Origin of the sequence: Paeniglutamicibacter psychrophenolicus, from assembly GCF_030812255.1 — a bacterium.
GTDB lineage: Bacteria > Actinomycetota > Actinomycetes > Actinomycetales > Micrococcaceae > Paeniglutamicibacter > Paeniglutamicibacter psychrophenolicus_A.
In genome coordinates, this window is the sequence record NZ_JAUSSH010000012.1 from 121391 (window position 1) to 139551 (window position 18161).

General features: G+C 66.6%; 17 protein-coding genes. 6 read left to right on the forward strand and 11 right to left on the reverse strand.

The features are described 5' to 3' along the window. The first annotated feature begins 117 nt into the window (after nt 1-117). On the forward strand, nt 118-1041 hold the full coding sequence (locus tag J2T21_RS15585; protein ID WP_307582510.1) for a Sir2 family NAD-dependent protein deacetylase: 924 nt from the start codon (nt 118-120) through the stop codon (nt 1039-1041). A gap of 225 nt (nt 1042-1266) precedes the next feature. Here J2T21_RS15585 and purM read toward each other — a convergent pair whose 3' ends face one another. The 6 genes from purM to J2T21_RS15615 form a co-directional block, all read right to left on the reverse strand. Next, a complete protein-coding gene (gene purM, locus J2T21_RS15590; protein ID WP_307582512.1) occupies nt 1267-2409 on the reverse strand; it encodes a phosphoribosylformylglycinamidine cyclo-ligase in 1143 nt (380 codons plus the stop codon). 17 nt (nt 2410-2426) lie between these two features. Further along, entirely contained in the window at nt 2427-3977 is a 1551-nt protein-coding gene (gene purF, locus J2T21_RS15595; RefSeq protein WP_307582513.1) for an amidophosphoribosyltransferase, read from the reverse strand. A 62-nt stretch (nt 3978-4039) separates the two neighbouring features. After that, nucleotides 4040-4366 carry a hypothetical protein gene (locus J2T21_RS15600; RefSeq protein WP_307582514.1) on the reverse strand — a complete coding sequence of 109 codons (327 nt, stop codon included), beginning with the start codon at nt 4364-4366 and terminating at the stop codon, nt 4040-4042. 13 nt (nt 4367-4379) lie between these two features. Beyond that, nucleotides 4380-4754 (reverse strand): sterol carrier family protein, encoded by a 375-nt coding sequence (locus J2T21_RS15605; RefSeq protein ID WP_307582515.1) that lies wholly within the window; start codon nt 4752-4754, stop codon nt 4380-4382. Nucleotides 4755-4760: 6 nt separating this feature from the next. Continuing rightward, nucleotides 4761-5768: an asparaginase gene (locus tag J2T21_RS15610; RefSeq protein ID WP_307582517.1), complete on the reverse strand. Its 1008-nt coding sequence runs from the start codon at nt 5766-5768 to the stop codon at nt 4761-4763. A 10-nt stretch (nt 5769-5778) separates the two neighbouring features. Next, nucleotides 5779-6393, reverse strand: coding sequence for a class I SAM-dependent methyltransferase (locus J2T21_RS15615; RefSeq protein ID WP_307582519.1), 615 nt, complete (start codon nt 6391-6393; stop codon nt 5779-5781). A 116-nt stretch (nt 6394-6509) separates the two neighbouring features. Here J2T21_RS15615 and purD point away from each other — a divergent pair, with 116 nt between their 5' ends. Both purD and J2T21_RS15625 read left to right on the forward strand, forming a co-directional pair. After that, entirely contained in the window at nt 6510-7796 is a 1287-nt protein-coding gene (gene purD / locus J2T21_RS15620) for a phosphoribosylamine--glycine ligase (RefSeq protein ID WP_307582520.1), read from the forward strand. Further along, on the forward strand, nt 7797-8702 hold the full coding sequence (locus tag J2T21_RS15625; RefSeq protein WP_307582523.1) for a phosphoribosylaminoimidazolesuccinocarboxamide synthase: 906 nt from the start codon (nt 7797-7799) through the stop codon (nt 8700-8702). It abuts the gene before it with no gap. Between the two features lie 95 nt (nt 8703-8797). Here the strand turns inward: J2T21_RS15625 and J2T21_RS15630 are convergent, their stop codons facing one another. The 5 genes from J2T21_RS15630 to J2T21_RS15650 all read right to left on the reverse strand — a co-directional run bounded on the left by J2T21_RS15630 (nt 8798) and on the right by J2T21_RS15650 (nt 16320). Continuing rightward, entirely contained in the window at nt 8798-9253 is a 456-nt protein-coding gene (locus tag J2T21_RS15630) for a hypothetical protein (RefSeq protein WP_307582524.1), read from the reverse strand. 69 nt (nt 9254-9322) lie between these two features. Further along, entirely contained in the window at nt 9323-11131 is a 1809-nt protein-coding gene (locus J2T21_RS15635; RefSeq protein WP_307582526.1) for an ABC transporter ATP-binding protein, read from the reverse strand. Then, entirely contained in the window at nt 11128-12954 is a 1827-nt protein-coding gene (locus J2T21_RS15640; RefSeq protein WP_307582528.1) for an ABC transporter ATP-binding protein, read from the reverse strand. The genes J2T21_RS15635 and J2T21_RS15640 overlap by 4 nt, the downstream gene beginning before the upstream one ends. 89 nt (nt 12955-13043) lie before the next feature. Beyond that, nucleotides 13044-13997, reverse strand: a complete 954-nt coding sequence (locus tag J2T21_RS15645; RefSeq protein WP_373458033.1) for a metallophosphoesterase — start codon at nt 13995-13997, stop codon at nt 13044-13046. 4 nt (nt 13998-14001) lie between these two features. Continuing rightward, on the reverse strand, nt 14002-16320 hold the full coding sequence (locus J2T21_RS15650; RefSeq protein WP_307582530.1) for a transglycosylase domain-containing protein: 2319 nt from the start codon (nt 16318-16320) through the stop codon (nt 14002-14004). A gap of 37 nt (nt 16321-16357) precedes the next feature. Here J2T21_RS15650 and J2T21_RS15655 point away from each other — a divergent pair, with 37 nt between their 5' ends. From J2T21_RS15655 to J2T21_RS15665, 3 genes are all read left to right on the forward strand, one after another. Then, entirely contained in the window at nt 16358-16513 is a 156-nt protein-coding gene (locus tag J2T21_RS15655; RefSeq protein ID WP_181578252.1) for a hypothetical protein, read from the forward strand. Nucleotides 16514-16534: 21 nt separating this feature from the next. Beyond that, the gene (locus tag J2T21_RS15660) at nt 16535-17011 is read left to right on the forward strand and encodes a RidA family protein (RefSeq protein WP_307582532.1); all 477 of its coding nucleotides are present in this window, start codon (nt 16535-16537) and stop codon (nt 17009-17011) included. A gap of 67 nt (nt 17012-17078) precedes the next feature. Then, on the forward strand, nt 17079-17984 hold the full coding sequence (locus J2T21_RS15665; protein ID WP_373458035.1) for an NUDIX hydrolase: 906 nt from the start codon (nt 17079-17081) through the stop codon (nt 17982-17984). Nucleotides 17985-18161 lie beyond the last annotated feature (177 nt).

Consider the following 18161-nt stretch of genomic DNA (forward strand, 5'->3'; position numbering starts at 1 on the left):
GTGAACACGGCAGCCGTGGCCACTACGCCCCCAGCGGCGCTAGTGACCGCGGCCTTTGCCTTGCCCGGGAAGCAGCGATAGGTCCACATGCTGCATGAAGGCGAACTAGGCATCCGGATGGCGCATCGCGCCGCCATCCGTTCCATCGAACGCGTGGTGGGGGAGACCGCACCGCTGCAGGATCCGCAGGTCGCCGCCGCCGGCATCCGCAGGATGCTCGAGGCCAGCTCGGTGCTGGTGCTCACCGGCGCCGGGGTCTCGACCGACTCCGGGATCCCCGACTACCGGGGGCCCCAGGGGTCCCTGCGTCGCCACCGGCCCATGACCTACCAGGAGTTCCAGCACGAGCCCAGCGCCCGCCACCGGTATTGGGCACGCAGCTTCGTGGGATGGCGGCACATGGCCCAGGCCTCGCCCAACCCCATCCACCGACGCCTGGCCCAATGGGAAGCACAGGGCAGGATCAGCGGCATCGTGACGCAAAACGTCGACGGGCTGCATGTCGCAGCCGGCTCGCTGAATGTCATCCCCCTGCACGGGGACCTGCAGCAGATCAGCTGCCTGAATTGCGGGGCCCTGGAAGACCGGAAACACCTCGACGCGAGGCTGCACGAAGCCAACCCGGGGTATCTTGAACGCGTCGACCTGGATCCCTCACTGGTGAACCCGGACGGCGACGTGTCACTGGATGATGCGCACGTGGCCGAGTTCCACATGGTCGGCTGCCTGGTCTGCGGCTCGCAGGCCTTGAAGCCCAACGTGGTCTATTTCGGGGAAAACGTCCCGGCCGAACGCAAGGTCCGGCTCAAGGCGATGGAGGCGCGCTCCGCCTCGCTGCTGGTGATCGGTTCCTCCTTGGCGGTCATGAGCGGCTACAAGCTGCTGCTGGACGCCCGCAACGCCGGCAAGCCGGTCGGGCTGATCAACGGCGGACCCACCCGGGGAGATGCCAAGGCCGATTTCCGGTGGCGCAGCAACATCGCTGAGACACTGGACATCCTGGAGGAACCGCTCGGCGGGACCACGCGCCGACCCATGTAGGGCTTTCGCATCCGCTGTCGGGCGCTGGCAATCGACGCAGGACGGGTGTTGGAGTGGATGCCGGCCGCCGGCAGCGAGCCGGGCCAGCTCGATCCCTTGGGGCGCCGGGGTTTCCCCTGCCGCGGGAGGCATCACCACCACGTGACCCGTCTCCCGGCCGCGACCAAGAACCTTAACGAGCGAGGGACCGCACCCATCGGGTGCGGTCCCTCGGCCTTGTGGCAGTTAACCGGCGAAGTTGCCGAGCATCAGCACGGCACCGCCATCGACGCCCTTGGCGCCCTGGACGTAATCCAGGCCGGCGGCCTTGGCATCGTCGGTGATGGTTCCGACCTTGCCCATGACCCAGGAGGTCATGCCGCGGGCGTTGAGGCGGGCCAGCGCAGCGTCGGCCACCGCGGCGTCAACGATGGCAACCATGCCCACGCCCAGGTTCAGCGTGCGTTCCAGGTCCGGCTGCGGCACGGAACCAAGCTCGGCCATCACCTTGAACACGGCCGGAAGTTCCCAGCTGTTGCGCTCCACGGTGGCCATCAGGCCCTGAGGCAGCACGCGGGCCAGGTTGGCCGCCAGGCCGCCGCCGGTGACGTGGCTGAAACCGTGGATGTCGATGGCACCGTCGACGTTGAACGTGCGGATCAAGTCTAGGCAGTCCATGGTGTAGATGCGGGTCGGCTCGAGCAGCTCTTCGCCCAGGGTGCGGCCGAACTCCGGCACGTGGCGGTCCAGCGCCCAGCCGGCGTGGGCCACGATGCTGCGGACCAGCGAGTAGCCGTTGGAGTGGATGCCCGAGGCGGCCATGCCGATGACGACGTCGCCGTCCTTCACGCGCTCCGGGCCCAGCAGGCCGTCGGCCTCGACGATGCCGGTGGCGGCACCGGCAACATCGTATTCGTGCTCGCCCAGCAGGCCCGGGTGCTCGGCGGTTTCGCCGCCGACCAGCGCGGTGCCGGCGATCTGGCAGCCCTCGGCGATGCCGCGGACGATGTCGGCGATGCGCTCCGGGACGACCTTGCCGCAGGCAATGTAGTCGGTCATGAACAGCGGCTCCGCGCCGACCACAACGATGTCATCGACGACCATGCCGACCAGGTCCTGGCCGATGGTGTGGTGGATGTCCATGGCCTGGGCGATGGCGACCTTGGTGCCGACGCCGTCGGTGGAGGTTGCCAGCAGCGGCTTCTTGTAGGAAAGGAACTTCGAGGCGTCGTAGAGGCCTGCGAATCCACCCACACCGCCCAGGACGTTGGCGTTGTGGGTGGCCTTGATGGCGCCCTTCATCAATTCAACGGCGCGGTCACCGGCCTCGACATCGACACCGGCCGAAGCGTAGGTGATTCCGGAATTCTCAGGGGTGGCGCTTGTCATCTCTGATGGTCCTTTACTTAGTTGCGCGGTGTTTTGTCTTCGGCGGTGAGGGCCGACTCGAACTCTGCATCCGGGCCCGGCTCACATCCCGCCTGGTTGCTACGTTCAAGCAGGTTCTTGCCGAGCCTCTCGGAACCCGGCAGGGCGATCGGGTAGTCCCCGGTGAAGCAGGCGGTGCACAGGCGTTCGCGCTTCTGCTCGGTGGCATTGATCATGCCGTCCTCGGAGATGTAGGCCAGCGAGTCGGCTCCGATGGACTTGCCGATTTCCTCGACGGCCGCACCGTTGGCGATCAGCTCGGCGCGGGTGGCGAAGTCGATGCCGTAGAAGCAGGGCCACTTCACCGGCGGGGAGGAGATCTTCACGTGGACCTCGGCGGCACCGGCCTCGCGCAGCATGCGCACCACGGCGCGCTGGGTGTTGCCGCGCACGATCGAGTCGTCGACCACCACCACGCGTTTGCCCTTGATCACCGGTTCCAGGGCGTTGAGCTTGAGCTTGATGCCCAGCTGGCGCAGCGTCTGGGACGGCTGGATGAAGGTTCGTCCAACGTAGGCGTTCTTGACGAAGCCGTGGGCAAAGGGGATGCCGGACTGCTCGGCGTAGCCGATGGCTGCCGGGGTGCCGGACTCGGGGACCGGGATGACGATGTCGGCGTCCGCCGAGTTCTCGCGGGCCAACTGGCGGCCCATCTCCACGCGGGACTCGTACACGGAGCGGCCGTTGATGGCTGCATCCGGACGGGCCAGGTAGACGTACTCGAAGACGCAGGCCTTGGGGGTTGCCTCGCCGAAGCGCTGCGAACGCACGCCCTCTTCGTCGATGGCAATGAACTCGCCCGGTTCGATCTCGCGGATGAAGCTGGCGCCCACGGTGGCCAGTGCGGCCTGCTCGGAGGCCACGACCCAGCCGCGTTCCAGGCGACCCAGCACCAGCGGGCGCACGCCGTAGGTGTCGCGTGCCGCGTAGAGGGTGTGTTCGTCCATGAAGACGAAGCAGAAGGCGCCGCGCAGCTTGGGCAGCAACGACAGGGCGGTCTCTTCGAGGGATTCGCCTTCGGCACCGTTGAGCAGCGCCGTCACCAGTGCGGTGTCGGTGGTGTTGCCCTGGGCGATTTCGCCGCGGACCTTTTCCCCGGATTCTTCCTGCTCGTTCCTGACCATTTCCATCAGCTCGGCCGAGTTGGTCAGGTTCCCGTTGTGGGCCAGGGCAACCGTGCCGGCGGAGGTGGGGCCGAGCGTCGGCTGGGCGTTGGCCCAGTGGCTGGCGCCCGTGGTCGAGTAGCGGCAGTGGCCAATGGCCAGGTGCCCCTGCATCGAATTGAGGGTGTTCTCGTCGAACACCTGGGAGACCAGACCCATGTCCTTGTAGACATTGATCCGGGCCCCGTCGCTAGTGGCCAATCCGGCCGATTCCTGCCCTCGATGCTGCAGCGCATAGAGACCGTAATAGGTCAGCTTCGCTACTTCCTCGCCGGGAGCCCACACACCAAAGACACCGCACTCATCCTGCGGGCCCTTCTCGTTGGGCAAAAGATCATGATTTAGGTTTCCGTCACCACGCGCCATAGCAATTATTCTCTCACGAGCCGGATGCCCGTTGGGGCGTGAAGCCTCCCACAAGCCGGCTTCTAGCGGTGTTCTGGGTCACCCATCGGCACCGCAAGCGCACGACGTGCCTTTTTGCGTGTGATGCGATCCACAACCAGAAAGACGATGCCGGCGAGCAATACGCCGAAGAAGGCGAATGCGACCGACAGGAAGCCCGCCACCGCGGCCCGGGAGAAGTCGGTGGATTCCTCGCCGGTGAAGGCGGAAGCAAACGCGATGATGACGCCCAGCAGGGCGCCGATGCCCATGAACGGCCAGAACTTGGGTGCAGCGTAGACCTCGACCTCGATGTCGTCGGCGGCCTTGTCTGCGGGGGTGGGATTGCTGGGGTGCTGGCTGGATTCCATACCCTCTAGGGTACTAAACCAGCGGCAGTTCGGCCGACAGGTCCGCCCGCAGTCCGGAGGCGGTGACCTTGCCCGTGGCCAGCGCGGCTTCCCAGCCGATCTTGCCCGAGGCCAGCGCGAGCCAGAGCGCCGCGGGCAGCTCGATGACGTTCGGGGGAGTGCCGCGGGTGTGCCGGGGACCGGGAATGCACTGGGTCACCCCGAACGGCGGGACCCGCACCTCCACGGAGTTGCCCTCGGCCCGGCTGGCCAGTTCCTCCAGGGTGTAGCGCACCGCCATGGCAATGAGCGGGCGCGGCAGCGCGTCCGCCACCGCTTCGTCGGTGTCGATCCAGCGGCGGAAGGCACGGTTGCCCTCGGCCGGATCGATGCGTCGCTTGATGGCCACGGCTGCTCAGGAATCCAGCAGGTCCATGACGGGGGAGGCCAGGCGCAGCGCGCCGACCGGGACCCCGCCGCCGAGCACCGGGCTGGTCAACTTGGCCAGGATGTCGGTGAGCTGGTCGGTGGAAATGGCGCCGGCGTTGGCCAGCAGCGTGAGTCCCAGCAGGTCGCTTCCGCGGCCCGAACCGTCGCTCATCTTCACCGCGACCGCGATCCCGCACGGTGCCGCCAGCAGCAGCACGCCCTCGGCGCCGAGCTTGGCAATGACGCCCAGGTCCTCCATCACCACGGAGTTGGGCTTGCCGTGTCCCTGGACGGCCCACGGGTAGTCGAGCATCGCGGTGGCAATCGTTGCCGCCCGGGCATCGGCATGCTTGTTGCCGGGGGCCTGGGCCAGCTTCGAGGCGGCGCGGGCCAGCCCGGCCAGGGAGATCACCGGAACCGGCGCGCCGCAGCCGTCCACGCCCAGGTGCGAGATGGTTTCGCCGGCGTACTCCTCGATGACGCCGATGACCCGTTGCTGCACCGGGTGCCCGGAGGACAGGTAGGTCTTGGTGTCCCACCCGTTCTCGGCGCACGCCCAAAGGAACGCGGCATGCTTTCCGGAGCAGTTGAAGCTGATCGCGGATTTGCCAAGCCCCGCTCGGATCCGCTCGGTGCGGGTTTCCTCGTGCGACGGCCAGGCGGCCGGGCACAACAGGTCGGCTTCCGACAGGCCGGCCTTGGCCAGCATGGATTCGACCACCTTGGTGTGTTCGGTGCTGCCGTCGTGGCTGGCGCAGGCCAGGGCCACCTGCGCGCCGCGCAACGGCACCCCGGACTGCATGGAGGCCAGGGCCTGGAACGGCTTGAGCGCCGAGCGTGGATAGACCAGGGCATTGGGGTTTCCCAGGGCGTCGAGCACCTCGCCAGCGGCATTGACGACCACCGCTGTTCCGCGGTGGCGGGATTCAATGAAGCCGTTGCGTTCGAGCACAACGAGGTCCACGGTGTCGGAAGCAAGCAAGGTTTCGGCCATGTGACCCAGTTTACTGTCTTGGCGGGCCCAGCAGGGCCACCACGAAGTCCGCGCCGGGCCGCATGGGCCGCATGTCCCAGGTGGAAAAGAGCGTGTCGATCCGCAGGCCCGCCGCCGCGGCGTCCGCTTCGAAGGTCTCCAGCGCGTAGCCCTTCAGCGGTGAGAAGCCCACGACGAGCCGACCGTCCGGTGCCAGATGGTCCGCCAGCGCGCCCAGCACGGCAGCGGCGGTGCCCGGGGCGACGAAGGCCAGCACGTTGCCCGGGGAGATCACCAGGTCGAAGCGCTCGCGCTCCCCGGCCCCGTCGCGCACATCCAGTGTTGCGAGGTTGCCCTCCAGCCAGCGCGAGCCGGGAAAATCGGTGCGGGCCGCGGCAAGCAGTTCGGCATCAAGGTCCACCCCGGTGACCCGGTGGCCGCGCGCGGCCAGCTCTCCGCCGACCCGGCCGGTCCCGCATCCGGCATCCAGCACCCGCGAGCCGCGGGCAAGCATGGCATCGGCGAAGCGTGCCTCGCCGTCAAGGTCCGCGCCCGATGCGCGCAACTCCGCGAACCGGCCGATGTAGTTCCGGGCCTGGGCGGGGTCCCGGCGCGCCTGCTGCTGCCACTTGGTTTCCTGATCCATGTACTCGAGCATAGGCTTCGGCTGCCGGGCCCAATGAAGGCCAAGCCGGCGGCAATGCGTCGGGATGGCGACCCGGTGCGGGACCGGCCGGGCCGAACCCGGTAGGCTTAAGCCTCGTGAAGGTACTGGTTATTGGCCCCGGCGGCCGCGAACATGCACTGATCCGCGCTTTGGCTGCGGATCCCTACGTCTCCGACCTGCATTGCGCACCCGGCAATGCCGGGATTTCGCGTGATGTCACCACCCACCAAATCGATGCCCAGGACCCCGCCGCGGTGGTGGCCCTGGCCAGCGAGCTGGGTTCGGAACTGGTTGTGGTTGGCCCCGAGGCACCGCTGGCGGCAGGTGTGGCCGATGCATTGATCGCCGCAGGCATCCCCGTCTTCGGCCCCACCAAGGCGGCGGCCCAGCTGGAGGCTTCCAAGGCCTTCGCCAAGACCGTGATGGCCGAGGCGGGAGTCCCCACCGCGATGGCCAAGGTCGCCACGAACACGGAGGAGGCAGCCGAGGCACTCGATGCCTTCGGCGCCCCCTACGTCGTCAAGGACGACGGGCTGGCCGCGGGCAAGGGAGTGGTGGTCACCTCCGACCGCTCCGAGGCCCTGGCCCACGCCGAAACCTGCTTCGAAGCCGGCGGCACCGTGGTCATCGAGGAGTTCCTCGACGGCCCCGAGGTCTCCCTCTTCGTGATCTGCGACGGCACCCACGCCGTCCCGCTGGCCCCGGCCCAGGACTTCAAGCGCATCTTCGATGGCGACGAGGGCCCGAACACCGGCGGCATGGGCGCCTACTCGCCGCTGCCGTGGCTGCCCGCCGGCTTCGTCGACGAGGTCATGGAACGCGTCGCCTACCCGACGCTGCGCGACATGGAGTCCCGCGGCACCCCCTTCACCGGCGTGCTTTACTGCGGGCTGGCCATCACCTCGCGCGGCATCCGCGTCATCGAATTCAACGCACGCTTCGGCGACCCCGAAACCCAGGCCGTGCTCGCACGCCTGAAGACCCCGCTCGGTGCCCTGCTCATGGCCGCAGCCACGGGCGAGCTGGACGACGCCGAGCAACTGCACTGGCGCCCCGAAACCGCCGTCGGCGTGGTCATGGCCGCCGAAAACTACCCGGAGGACCCCATCAAGGGTGCCGCCATCCGCGGGCTGGATGCGGCCGAAGCCATCGAGGACGTCTCGGTGCTGCACGCCGGAACCACGAACAACGAGGCCGGGGAGGTCATCGTCGCCGGCGGCCGCGTGCTCGCGGTCGTGGGCCTGGGCGCCGACCTGCATGCGGCCCGCGACAAGGCCTACGCCGGGGTCGCGGCCATCTCATGGGACGGTGCCCAGCACCGCACCGACATCGCGTTGAAGGCCGCCAACGGCCAGATCAGCGTCGCGGAAGGAAGCAACTAAATGTCAGGCCTGCAAACCGAAACCCTGGATCTCCCGGGCTGGACCCACTTCTACTCGGGCAAGGTCCGCGACCTCTACGTCCCGGCCGGCTCCTCCTTCGAGGAAACCGACCGCGTGCTGGTGGTTGCCTCCGACCGGATCAGCGCCTTCGACTTCGTGCTGGAATCCGAGATCCCCGACAAGGGCAAGGTGCTCACGCAGCTGAGCCTGTGGTGGTTCAAGCAGCTGGGCGAGATCCCCAACCACGTCATCTCTACCGACGTCCCCGAGGCCGTGGCCGGGCGTGCCATGGTCTGCAAGAAGCTGGAGATGTTCCCGATCGAATGCATCGCCCGCGGCTACCTCACCGGCTCGGGCCTGGCGGAGTACAAGGCACGCCAGACCGTGTGCGCGCTGCCGCTGAAGGGCGGCATGGTCGACGGTTCGAAGCTGGAACCGGCGATCTTCACCCCCTCGGCCAAGGCCGAGGTCGGAGAGCACGACGAGAACATCACCTTCGAGGAAACCGCCGCACGCATCGGCGGCCAGCAGGCCGCGGACCTGCGCGACGCCACCCTGGCCCTGTACCTGCGCGCCGAAGAGATCGCCCGCACCCGCGGCATCATCCTGGCCGACACCAAGGTCGAGTTCGGCATCGATCCGTCCAACGGCGAGATCACCCTGGGCGACGAGGTGCTGACCCCGGATTCCTCGCGCTTCTGGGACGCGGAGACCTACGCACCGGGCAAGGCGCAGCCCTCGTTCGACAAGCAGTTCGTGCGCGACTGGCTCACCTCGGAGGCCTCCGGCTGGGACAAGGCCTCGGGCGCCGAACCCCCGGCATTGCCGGCGGAAATCATCGAGCGCACCCGCGGGCGCTACATCGAGGCCTACGAGCGCCTGACCGGGCTCACCTTCACGGCTTAGAAGCCGCCTTCGGGTCCTCCAAGGGCAGGGGGCCTGGAACCGCAACTTGATGCGGTTCCAGGCCCCCTTGCCGCATCACCCGGGGACCGCGTGGCCTAGCCGGTGCCGGCCGCGGCGCCGCCGCGCACCAGGACGTTGGTGTGCAGCCGGGTGAACCCGTCGGCTTCGAGGTCCCGGGTGTCCGCATCGTCCCGCACGAGCACCACCGTGCGCGCGGGGTTGTTGCCGGAGACCTCCACGATCTCGCCCGCGGCACCCGCGCCGCCGCACCCGGCGACCCAGTCGGGATCGTTTCCCGCGGGCTGGACCAGGATGCAGGCAGTGGTCTTGTCGGTGGTGGTGCCGGCGAAATACTTGACCCCCTCGTGGGAGGCCAGCAGGCGGACGCTTGCCGCGTCGAAGTCCTGGATCATCGTGATGCCCGGCGGCAACACATCGCCAGGGCCCGCGGCCCGGTCAAGCGCCGCCACCCCGGTGTATCCGGAGCAGCCCGCCAACAGCAGCGCCACGCCCAGCAATCCCGCCACGGCCGGAATCCGATTCCTTCGCATGCCAACCCCTGAACTCGTCGTTGCCGGCAACGCTACCGCGAAAGCCGCGCCGATGGCACCGGGGGCGGGTCAGACCAGCGAGTCCTTCCAGGCCTTGTGCAGGGCGGCGAACCTGCCCTCGGAGCCGATCAACTCGGCGGGGGAGCCGTCCTCGACGATCTTGCCGTCGTGGACCACCAGCACCCGGTCGGCAATCTGCACGGTGGACAGGCGGTGCGCGATGATCAGCGCGGTGCGGTTGCCCAGCAGCGTCTGCAGGCCGCGCTGCACGGCCCGTTCGGAGGGGATGTCCAGCGAGCTGGTGGCCTCGTCGAGGATCAGCACCGCCGGGTCCGCCAGGAAGGCCCGGGCGAAGGAGATCAGCTGGCGCTGTCCCGAGGACACGCGACCGCCACGCTTGTTCACGTCGGTGTCGTAGCCTTCCGGCAACGCGGTGATGAACTCGTGCGCGCCCACCGCGCGGCCCGCCAGGATGATCTCCTCGATGCTGGCACCGGGCTTGCCCAGCGCGATGTTCTCGGCCACCGTGCCGGAGAACAGGAACGACTCCTGGGTCACCATCACCACATGCCGGCGCAGGTCGTCGTTGGCGATTTGCTCGATCGGCACCCCGTCCAGCGTCAGGGCACCGGAGCGCAGGTCGTAGAACCGGGCGATCAGCTTGGCCAGCGTGGACTTTCCGGCGCCGGTCTGCCCGACCACGGCCACGGTCTGCCCCGCCGGGATGTCCAGGTCGAACCGGTCCATGACGACCGGGCCGTCGCCGTAGCCGAAGACCGCGTCCTGGAACTTCAGGGCACCGGCGACCTCGCCCAGCGGCTGCGGCCTGGCCGGTTCCACCACGGTGGGTTCCTCCTCGAGCAGCCCGGAGACCTTTTCCAGGGCCGCGGTGGCGGCCTGCAGCGAGGAATAGAACATGGCGATGTGCTCCACCGGCTGGAACACGCGCTTGGTGGCCAGCAGCAGGGCCACCAGCACGCCCACGGCCAGGTCGCCGTCCAGGATGCGGAAGCCGCCCCAGGCCAGCACCGCGGCCACCGACAGGTTCCCGATGAGCACCAGGCCCGGCTGCAGCACCCCGAAGAGGTTGATGGAGCGGATGGAGTTGTCCCGGTATTCCCCGGCGACCTGCGCGTAGTTCCTGTCGTTGGCCTTCTCCTTGCGGAAGGCCTTGACCGCGCGGATGCCCGTCATGGTTTCCACGAACGTGCCGATCAGCCGCGCGGAGACCACGCGGGATTCGCGGTAGACGACCTCGCTGCGGCGCTGGTACCAGCCAAAGAGCAGCGAAATGGGGATCGCGGCGATCATCACCACGATCCCGGAGCGCCAGTCCAGCACGAAGATCGAGATCAGCGTGAACGTCACGAAGACGCAGGCGGAGACCAGCTCGGAGATGCCCTGGTCCAGCAGTTCGCGCAGCGTCTCGAGGTCCGAGGTCTGCCGGGAAATGATGCGCCCGGAGGTGTATTTCTCGTGGAATTCCAGGCTCAGGCGCTGGGTGTGCCGAAAGACGCGCAATCGCAAGTCCAGCAGCATCGCCTGGGAGATCTTTGCGGTGCACAGCACGTACCAGCCCAGCAGCGAGCCGGCCGCGATGGCCGAGAGCACGTAGGCGCCGCCGGTGATGCCCAGTGCCGCGAGGTTGCCGCCGGTGACCTGCGGCAGGCCCCAGTCGATGGCCCAGGCGATGATGATCGGGAATGATGCACGTGCGGCATTGGAGATGACCACCAGCACCACGGTGAGCACCAGCATCGGCTTCTGCCGGGAGGCCAGGTTGGCCAGCAGCCGCCAGGAGCGGGCGCGCACGCGCTTGCGTTCGTCCGCGGTCAGGGTGATGGCGTCCTCGTTGGACACTCCGGTGTGGGTGCTCATGCCCGTGGCCCGCCTTCCAGCACGTTGGTGTCTTCGTCTTCGAGGCTGACGATCACGAAGCGGTAGTGCTCGTTGCGTGCCAGCAGTTCCGAGTGCGTGCCGACGTCGTCGATCGCCCCGTCCCGCAGCAGCGCCACCCGGTCGGCCAGGGCCACGGTTGAGGGTCGGTGGGCGACGATCAGCGTGGTGGTCCCGGCCAGGGTGCGCCGCAGCCGCTCGGTGACCGCTTCCTCGGTGCGCACGTCCAGGGCCGAGAGCGGGTCATCGAGGATCAGCACGCGTGGCCGGGCGGCGATGGCCCGGGCCAGTGCGATCCGTTGGCGCTGGCCGCCGGACAGCGAGAGTCCTTCCTCGCCGATGACGGTGTCCAGCCCCTCGGGCAGGGTGCGGGCGAACCCGGCCTGCGCGGTGTCGATGGCCTCGTTGAGCAGCGCCGTGGTTTCCGCCTCGGGAAGCTCGGGGGCGCCGAGCAGCACGTTGTCGCGGATCGAGGAGGAAAACAGGATGGTGTCCTCGAAGGCGACGGCCACCGCGCGGCGCAGCTCGAGCAGGTCCCAGTCGCGCACGTCGACCCCGTCGATCAGCACCCGCCCGCCGGTGACCTCGTGGAGCCGGGGGACCAGCGCCAGCAGCGTGGACTTGCCGGTGCCGGTCATGCCGACCAGGGCCATGGTCTCCCCGGGGTCGACCGCGAGGTTGATGCCGCGCAGCGTCGGGGTGCCGGTGCCGGCCGCGTCGGGGAAGGCAAAGTGCACATTGCGCAGCTCCAGGTCCCCGAGCCCGTTGGCCGGGGTCCGCGGAGCCTGCGGGGAGGTGATGGTGTTGGGCGTGTCCATGACCTCGAAGTGGCGGTCCAGGGCGGTCTTGGTGGTCAGCGTCATGCCCAGCAGCATGCCCATGCCTTCAACCGGTCCGGCCAGCACGGTGGCGGTGGCGAAGTAGGCGACCAGGGCGCCGACGCTCAGCTCTCCCTGGGCGGTCAGCCAGAGCCCGGCGACCAGGCCCAGGCCCAGGGTGGTCTCGGGGATCGCGACGACGTAGAGCAGGAAGCTGGCCAGGGTCCTGGCCTTGACGACCTCGGTGTCGCGCAATTGCCTGGCCCGGGAGTTGAAGCCGTCGTACATGTGCCGGCCGCGGCCGAAGGCCTTGATGACGCGGATGCCGTGCACCGATTCCTCCACCGCGGTGGCCAGGTCCCCGGCCTGGTCCTGGCTCAGCCGGCTGGCCGCGCGGTAGGTGTTGCGGAAGTAGAAGGCCTTGATGCTGATGGGGATGGCCCCGGCGAGGTAGATGCTGCCCAGCACCCAGCTGGAGGAGAACATCAGGGTCAGCCCGGTGATCACCGTGACAGTGGAGACGACCAGCATCAGGGCGCCGAAGGCCAGCCAACGGCGCAGCAGGCTCAAGTCCGACATGGAGCGGGAGAGCAGCTGCCCGGAGCCCCAGCGTTCGTGGAAGGCGACCGGAAGCTGCTGGAGGTGCTCGTAGAAACGCACCCGCATCTGGGTTTCGAGACGGGCGGCCGGGGTGATCACGAATTGCCGGCGCAGGAACACCAGCAGCGCCTCGAGGGCGCCCAGTCCCGCGACCAGGCCCACAGCCAGCCAGACCTCGGAGTCCTTGCCCTCGGGGTGCAGCACGTTGTTCACCAGCCAGGCCAGCACCTGGGGGATGGTCAGGGCGACGATGCCTGCGGCCAGCGCACAGAGAAACCCGAAGAAGAGCCGCGGCAGGATGGGCTTGACGAAGGGGGCAAGCCGGGCAAAGGTCCGGCCAAGCGTGGGTGTTCCCGCCGCGGGGGCGTGTCCTTGTTGTACTGCCACCGGTGTCCGACCTCAATCCCCGAGCGCCAATTCGCTACTGGGAATACCCTACAGTGTGGGGTTGGGATTGTTCAATCAGACGCGGCTGGCTAGTCCCCGGCGGTCAGGGTCAGCAAAATTGCTTCCGGGGGACAGGCGATCCGCACCGGTGCGAAGCGCGAGGTTCCGATGCCCGCGGACACGTTCAACGGCACGCTCTTGCCCGCATGCTCCCATTGCGTCAGTCCGCTGGCACGCCAGGTCGGCAGGTCGCAATTGGTCACCAGGGCACCGTAGCCCGGGATGCATACCTGTCCGCCGTGGGTGTGCCCGGCCAGGATCAGGTCGGCGCCCGCGTCGGTGAACGTGTCAAGCACCCGTTGGTACGGGGCGTGGGACAGGGCAACCCGCAGGTGGGGAGCGGCGCCGGACGACACCGAACCGGCCGGCCAGCCGGCGAAGCGTTCCAGGTGCAGGTGCGGGTCGTCCACCCCGGTGAAGTCCAGGCGCGTGCCGTTCACGGCCATGGAATGGTTCCGGTTGGTCAGGTTGACCCAGCCGGCGGCACCGAAGGCGCTGTGCATCTGTTGCCACGGCAATTGGTACTTGGGGGAGTTGCGCGGCACATCCGTGCGCTTGCCCAGGTAGCGCAACGGGTTTTTCAGGCGCGGCCCGAAGTAGCAGTTCGACCCCGGAACGAAGGCCCCGGGGAATGCCATCAGCGGACCGAGCGCCTCCAGCAGGGATCCCAGGCCATTTAGGTGGCCCAGGTTGTCACCGGTGTTGATGACCAGATCTGGTTGCAGTTCCGCCAGCGAATGCAGCCAGCGGCGCTTGAGTTCCTGGTCGGGCACCATGTGGATGTCCGACAGGTGCAGCAGCCGGATCGGGGCCGACCCCGGGGGCAGCAGCGCCAGGGTCTCCTCCCGGAGGACAAAACGCGTCGTCTGGCCCAGCCCGTAGCCAAAAAGAACACCGGCCGAAGCGGTTGCCGCTGCAGCCGCCAAAGCGGCCCCACGCACAGTGCGTGAGACCGCTTCGGCCAGCGAGGATGGGTTCGCCATGGAACTAGTCATCATTCGTCTTCTTGGGAGGTGTAGGCGTCTTGTTGTTGTTTCCCTTTGGCTTGGCGCTTTCGGTTGCCTTCGGGGTTTCAGTGGCCTTCGGCTTTTCCTTGTCGTCCTTCGGAGCGGAAGACTCGGTCGTTGCCGGCTTCGAATCGTCCTTTTCTTCCTTCTTGGGTTCAGGCTTGGGTGCTGCCTTGGGGCTGCCTAGCGACTTGGCAGGGTACAGGGTACCGACCTGCTTCATGTACGCCGTCCACAATGGCGCGGCCCAGGTGCCCGAATCGGTCCAACGGCGGGCAACACCGTTGACAACCTTGCCCTGAGTCTTCATTTTCTTGTCTTTGTCGTAGCGGCCAACCCAGGCCGCCGTAGACATGCCGGTGGTGTATCCAACGAACCAGGTGGAGTTGGCATCGTTATTGGTACCGGTCTTGCCGGCAATCTGGTAACCGATCTGGCCCTTGGTGGCCTTCTTGCCGATCTTCTTCATGGTGCCGTTCATGTCGGCAGCCACCTGTGGGTCCATCACTTGTTCACAAGACACGGGCTTGACCTTGTACTCATTCCCCTTCGCATCTGTGACGGAGGTCAGCGCACGGTTCTCGCAGAATTCGCCCTTGTTGGCCCAAGTGGCAAACGCGGTGGCCTGAGCCAGTGGGGTAACCTGCGCAGAACCAATAACGAAGGACGGGTGCGCCGGGTTTACCGGCTGGCCGTATGTGCTGACCTCTCGGGTCTTGGGATCAACGTTTTCCCCGTAATCAATAATGCCCAAGCGGGTTGCGGCATTAGCGATGTCACACAGGTCGATCTTCGAGGCCTCGGTAATGGTCGCGGTATTCACCGAATTGAGGAGCCCGTAGTCAACGGTCATTGATGAGGGCCAGGTGACAGCGTTTCGTGGAGCCCAACCCTCGGCGCCACCACCCGAAGTTGCATATCCGCTAGGAAGGCAGGAAGCCTTCCACTTAAAACTACTCGGATATCTCTTCACCGGAGTGCTGAGCTTTTCCCACATATTGTGACCGGACTCGAGCCAGGCCATCGTGGTGTAAGGCTTGAATGTTGAGCCAGCCTGGAAACCACCTGCACCACCCATTGCCGCTTCAACGGCAAAGTTGTACATGGTGATGGGCCCCTTGTCCTTGTCGGTCGGGGCATACGTCTTGTTCTGGCCCATGGCCAGGATATTTCCGGTGCCCGGTTCAACGGTCACGATCGCTGAGCCCATGTTCGACTTGTCGTCGGCCGGGATCATGCGCTCGGTCTGCTTGACTGCTTCCTTCTGCAACCGCATATCCAAGGTGGTCTTGATGTTCATGCCACCGCGGTACAACAGGTTCTCACGGTCCTTCTTGGTCTTGCCGAACGCGGAATCGGAAGTGATCAATCGCGTCACGTAATCACAGAAGTAGGCAGCCCCTTCAGCGGCAATGCAACCGGACTTCACTTCCTTCGGCTTGATCCCCAGCTTGGTCTTGACGGCCTTGTCGTAGGCCTTCTTGTCGATGGCACCGGTGCGCAGCATGGCAGCCAGCACGGTGTTGCGACGCTTGAGGCTCCGCTCGGGGTACTTTTCCGGGTTGTAGGCGTTGGGGAGCTGAACCATGCCGGCAAGCATGGCGGACTGCTGCAGGTTCAGGTCCTTGGCGTCCACCGAGTAGAAACGCTGTGCGGCGGCCTGGACCCCGTAGTTGCGTCCAGAGAACAACACGAGGTTCAGGTAGCCCTCAAGGATTTCGTCCTTGGTCATTTCCTTCTCGATGGAGATGGCCAGCTTGGCCTCGCGGGCCTTGTCCGCGATGTCCTTCGTGCCGGAGATCGTCATCTCGGAGCGATCCACTCCGTTGACGACGTCGGCGTTCACCAGGAGGTTGTTGACGTATTGCTGCGTCAGCGTGGAAGCACCCTGCTGGGAGGAAGAAGTGAAGTTGTTGACGGCGGCGCGGGCAATGCCTCGGACATCGACGCCGTTGTGCTCGTAGAAGCGCTCGTCCTCGATGGAGACGATGGCCTTCTGCATGACCTTCGAAATATTTTTGAGCTCCACCGGCTGCCGGTTTTCCGAGTAGAACGTGGCGATGGTCGAACCATCGGACGCCAGGACCTTGGAAGGCTGGGCGATCGGCTCTCCCTTGAAACTGGCCGGCAAAGCGTCAAACACTTCCGCACCTGCGGTTGCGCCGCTACCGGCAAGGGAAGCGACAGGGACCATGAGTCCTGCCGCCAGTACGCCACATAAAGCGCTCACCCCAAAGAAGGCAACGATCTTGCCGAGGGTGGTAGCCGTATCAAAAAAAGGGGACTTTTTAGCTGCCATGCCCACTAGTTTACAAGGACGCGCTAACGTATCGGTTATGACCAAATGGGAGTACGCCACTTTGCCGCTCATTATTCACGCCACGAAGCAGATCCTGGATCAGTGGGGAGACGACGGCTGGGAGCTTGTTGCCGTCGTTCCCGGACCCAATGGAAATGCACCGGTCGCTTACCTCAAGCGCCCCAAGGCCTAATCACAGAAACGAGAAATACCCATGCAACAAGAGACTTCTTCAGCAGTAGAGGCACGCCTGGCCGAGCTCGGCCACGCTCTCCCCGCCGTCGTCGCACCCGTGGCCGCATACGTGCCGGCAACCATCACCGGCAACCTGGTCTACACCTCGGGTCAGCTGCCGTTTATTAACGGGGAACTCACAGCCACAGGAAAGGTCGGAGCCGCGGTTTCGGCCGAGGTCGCAGCCGGCCAGGCACAGGCCTGCGCGCTGAACGCCCTGGCAGCCATCAAGGACGTCATCGGGGACCTGGATCGCATTGTCCGCGTGGTCAAGGTCGTTGGCTTTGTGGCCTCGGACCCGACCTTCACCGGCCAGCCGGCCGTCATCAACGGTGCCTCCGAATTCCTCGGTGCCGTGCTTGGTGACAAGGGTGTGCACGCCCGCTCGGCGGTCGGCGTCGCCGCCCTGCCGTTGGACGCCCCGGTCGAGGTTGAACTGATTGTCGAATTTGCCTAACCAGCACGACACCGGCGGCCCCGTGAACGAGATTCCCGCGGTGAAACCGCGCAATCCGTCCACGGGGCTGCTGCGCCGGCTTTTTGACCTGCCGCCGGCGCAATATGACGCTGCAGAAAATTGGGTTTCCTTTGGAAGCCGCACACCCCGGGCTGTGCGACGCGCCTCATCGGTGGTGCTGATCCGCGACTCCCCAAAAGGTGTCGAAACTTACCTCGGATATCGTCCGGGCGGTTCTCCGCTCGGGAGTGTCGCCTTTCCCGGCGGAAGCCTGGAAGCCGACGACGAACGCGACATTCCCTGGTACGGACCGACCCTTTCCGAGTGGTCAAAACGCCTGGGCATCCTTGACCAGCGACTGGTTCGGGCACACATCGTGTGTGCCATCCGCGAGCTCTTCGAGGAAACCGGTGTGCTTTTGGCGGGCACCGACGAACTCTCCGTCGTGGAAAACTGCGACAGCGAGGATTGGATGGCCGTGCGCGAGGCTGTTGCGGGGCAGGACAAGTCGCTTTCGGACGTGTTGGCCAAGCGCGGGCTGGGCCTGCGCACCGATCTGTTGCGGCCGCTCTCGCACTGGATCTCCCCGAACTTTGCGCTGCGGCGCTTTGACACCCGCTACTTTGCCGCGGCGCTGCCCGTGCGCCAGGAACCGTCGCTGTTGCGCGGCAAGGGGATCTGGGCCACCTGGCAGGTGGCCTCCGAGGTCATCGCCCAACGCAACACCACCGCGCTGGGCGACGCAGCTGGGGCACCGGACACCAAGGGCCTGCCTTTGAGCATGGTCACCACCCCGGCAGTGGAGGTCTTTCTGGAAAAGATTGCCTCCACCCGCGGCACCGTGGCCTATCTCTCGGTACGGCGCGAGCTGAAGAGCTACCATCCGGAACTCGTCCAGGTGGGCGGGAAATTCTACTTGGATGTCACCACCACGACCGCCGCCGAGGGCGGCGGACGGGGACGCGGGCGCTGAGCACCAGCGGCTTCCGGCACGCGACCACCGATCCTGGATCGCTGGCCGAGGCTTAAACGGGTGTGGCGGGGGTGCCCGGGGGATGGGGCACCCCCCCCCCCCCGGTGTTCACAGTTTTGGTTTAATAGGTAGCCCTGGGCGGCAACCAGGCTTTGCGGGTAAACCAACGCCGGGGGC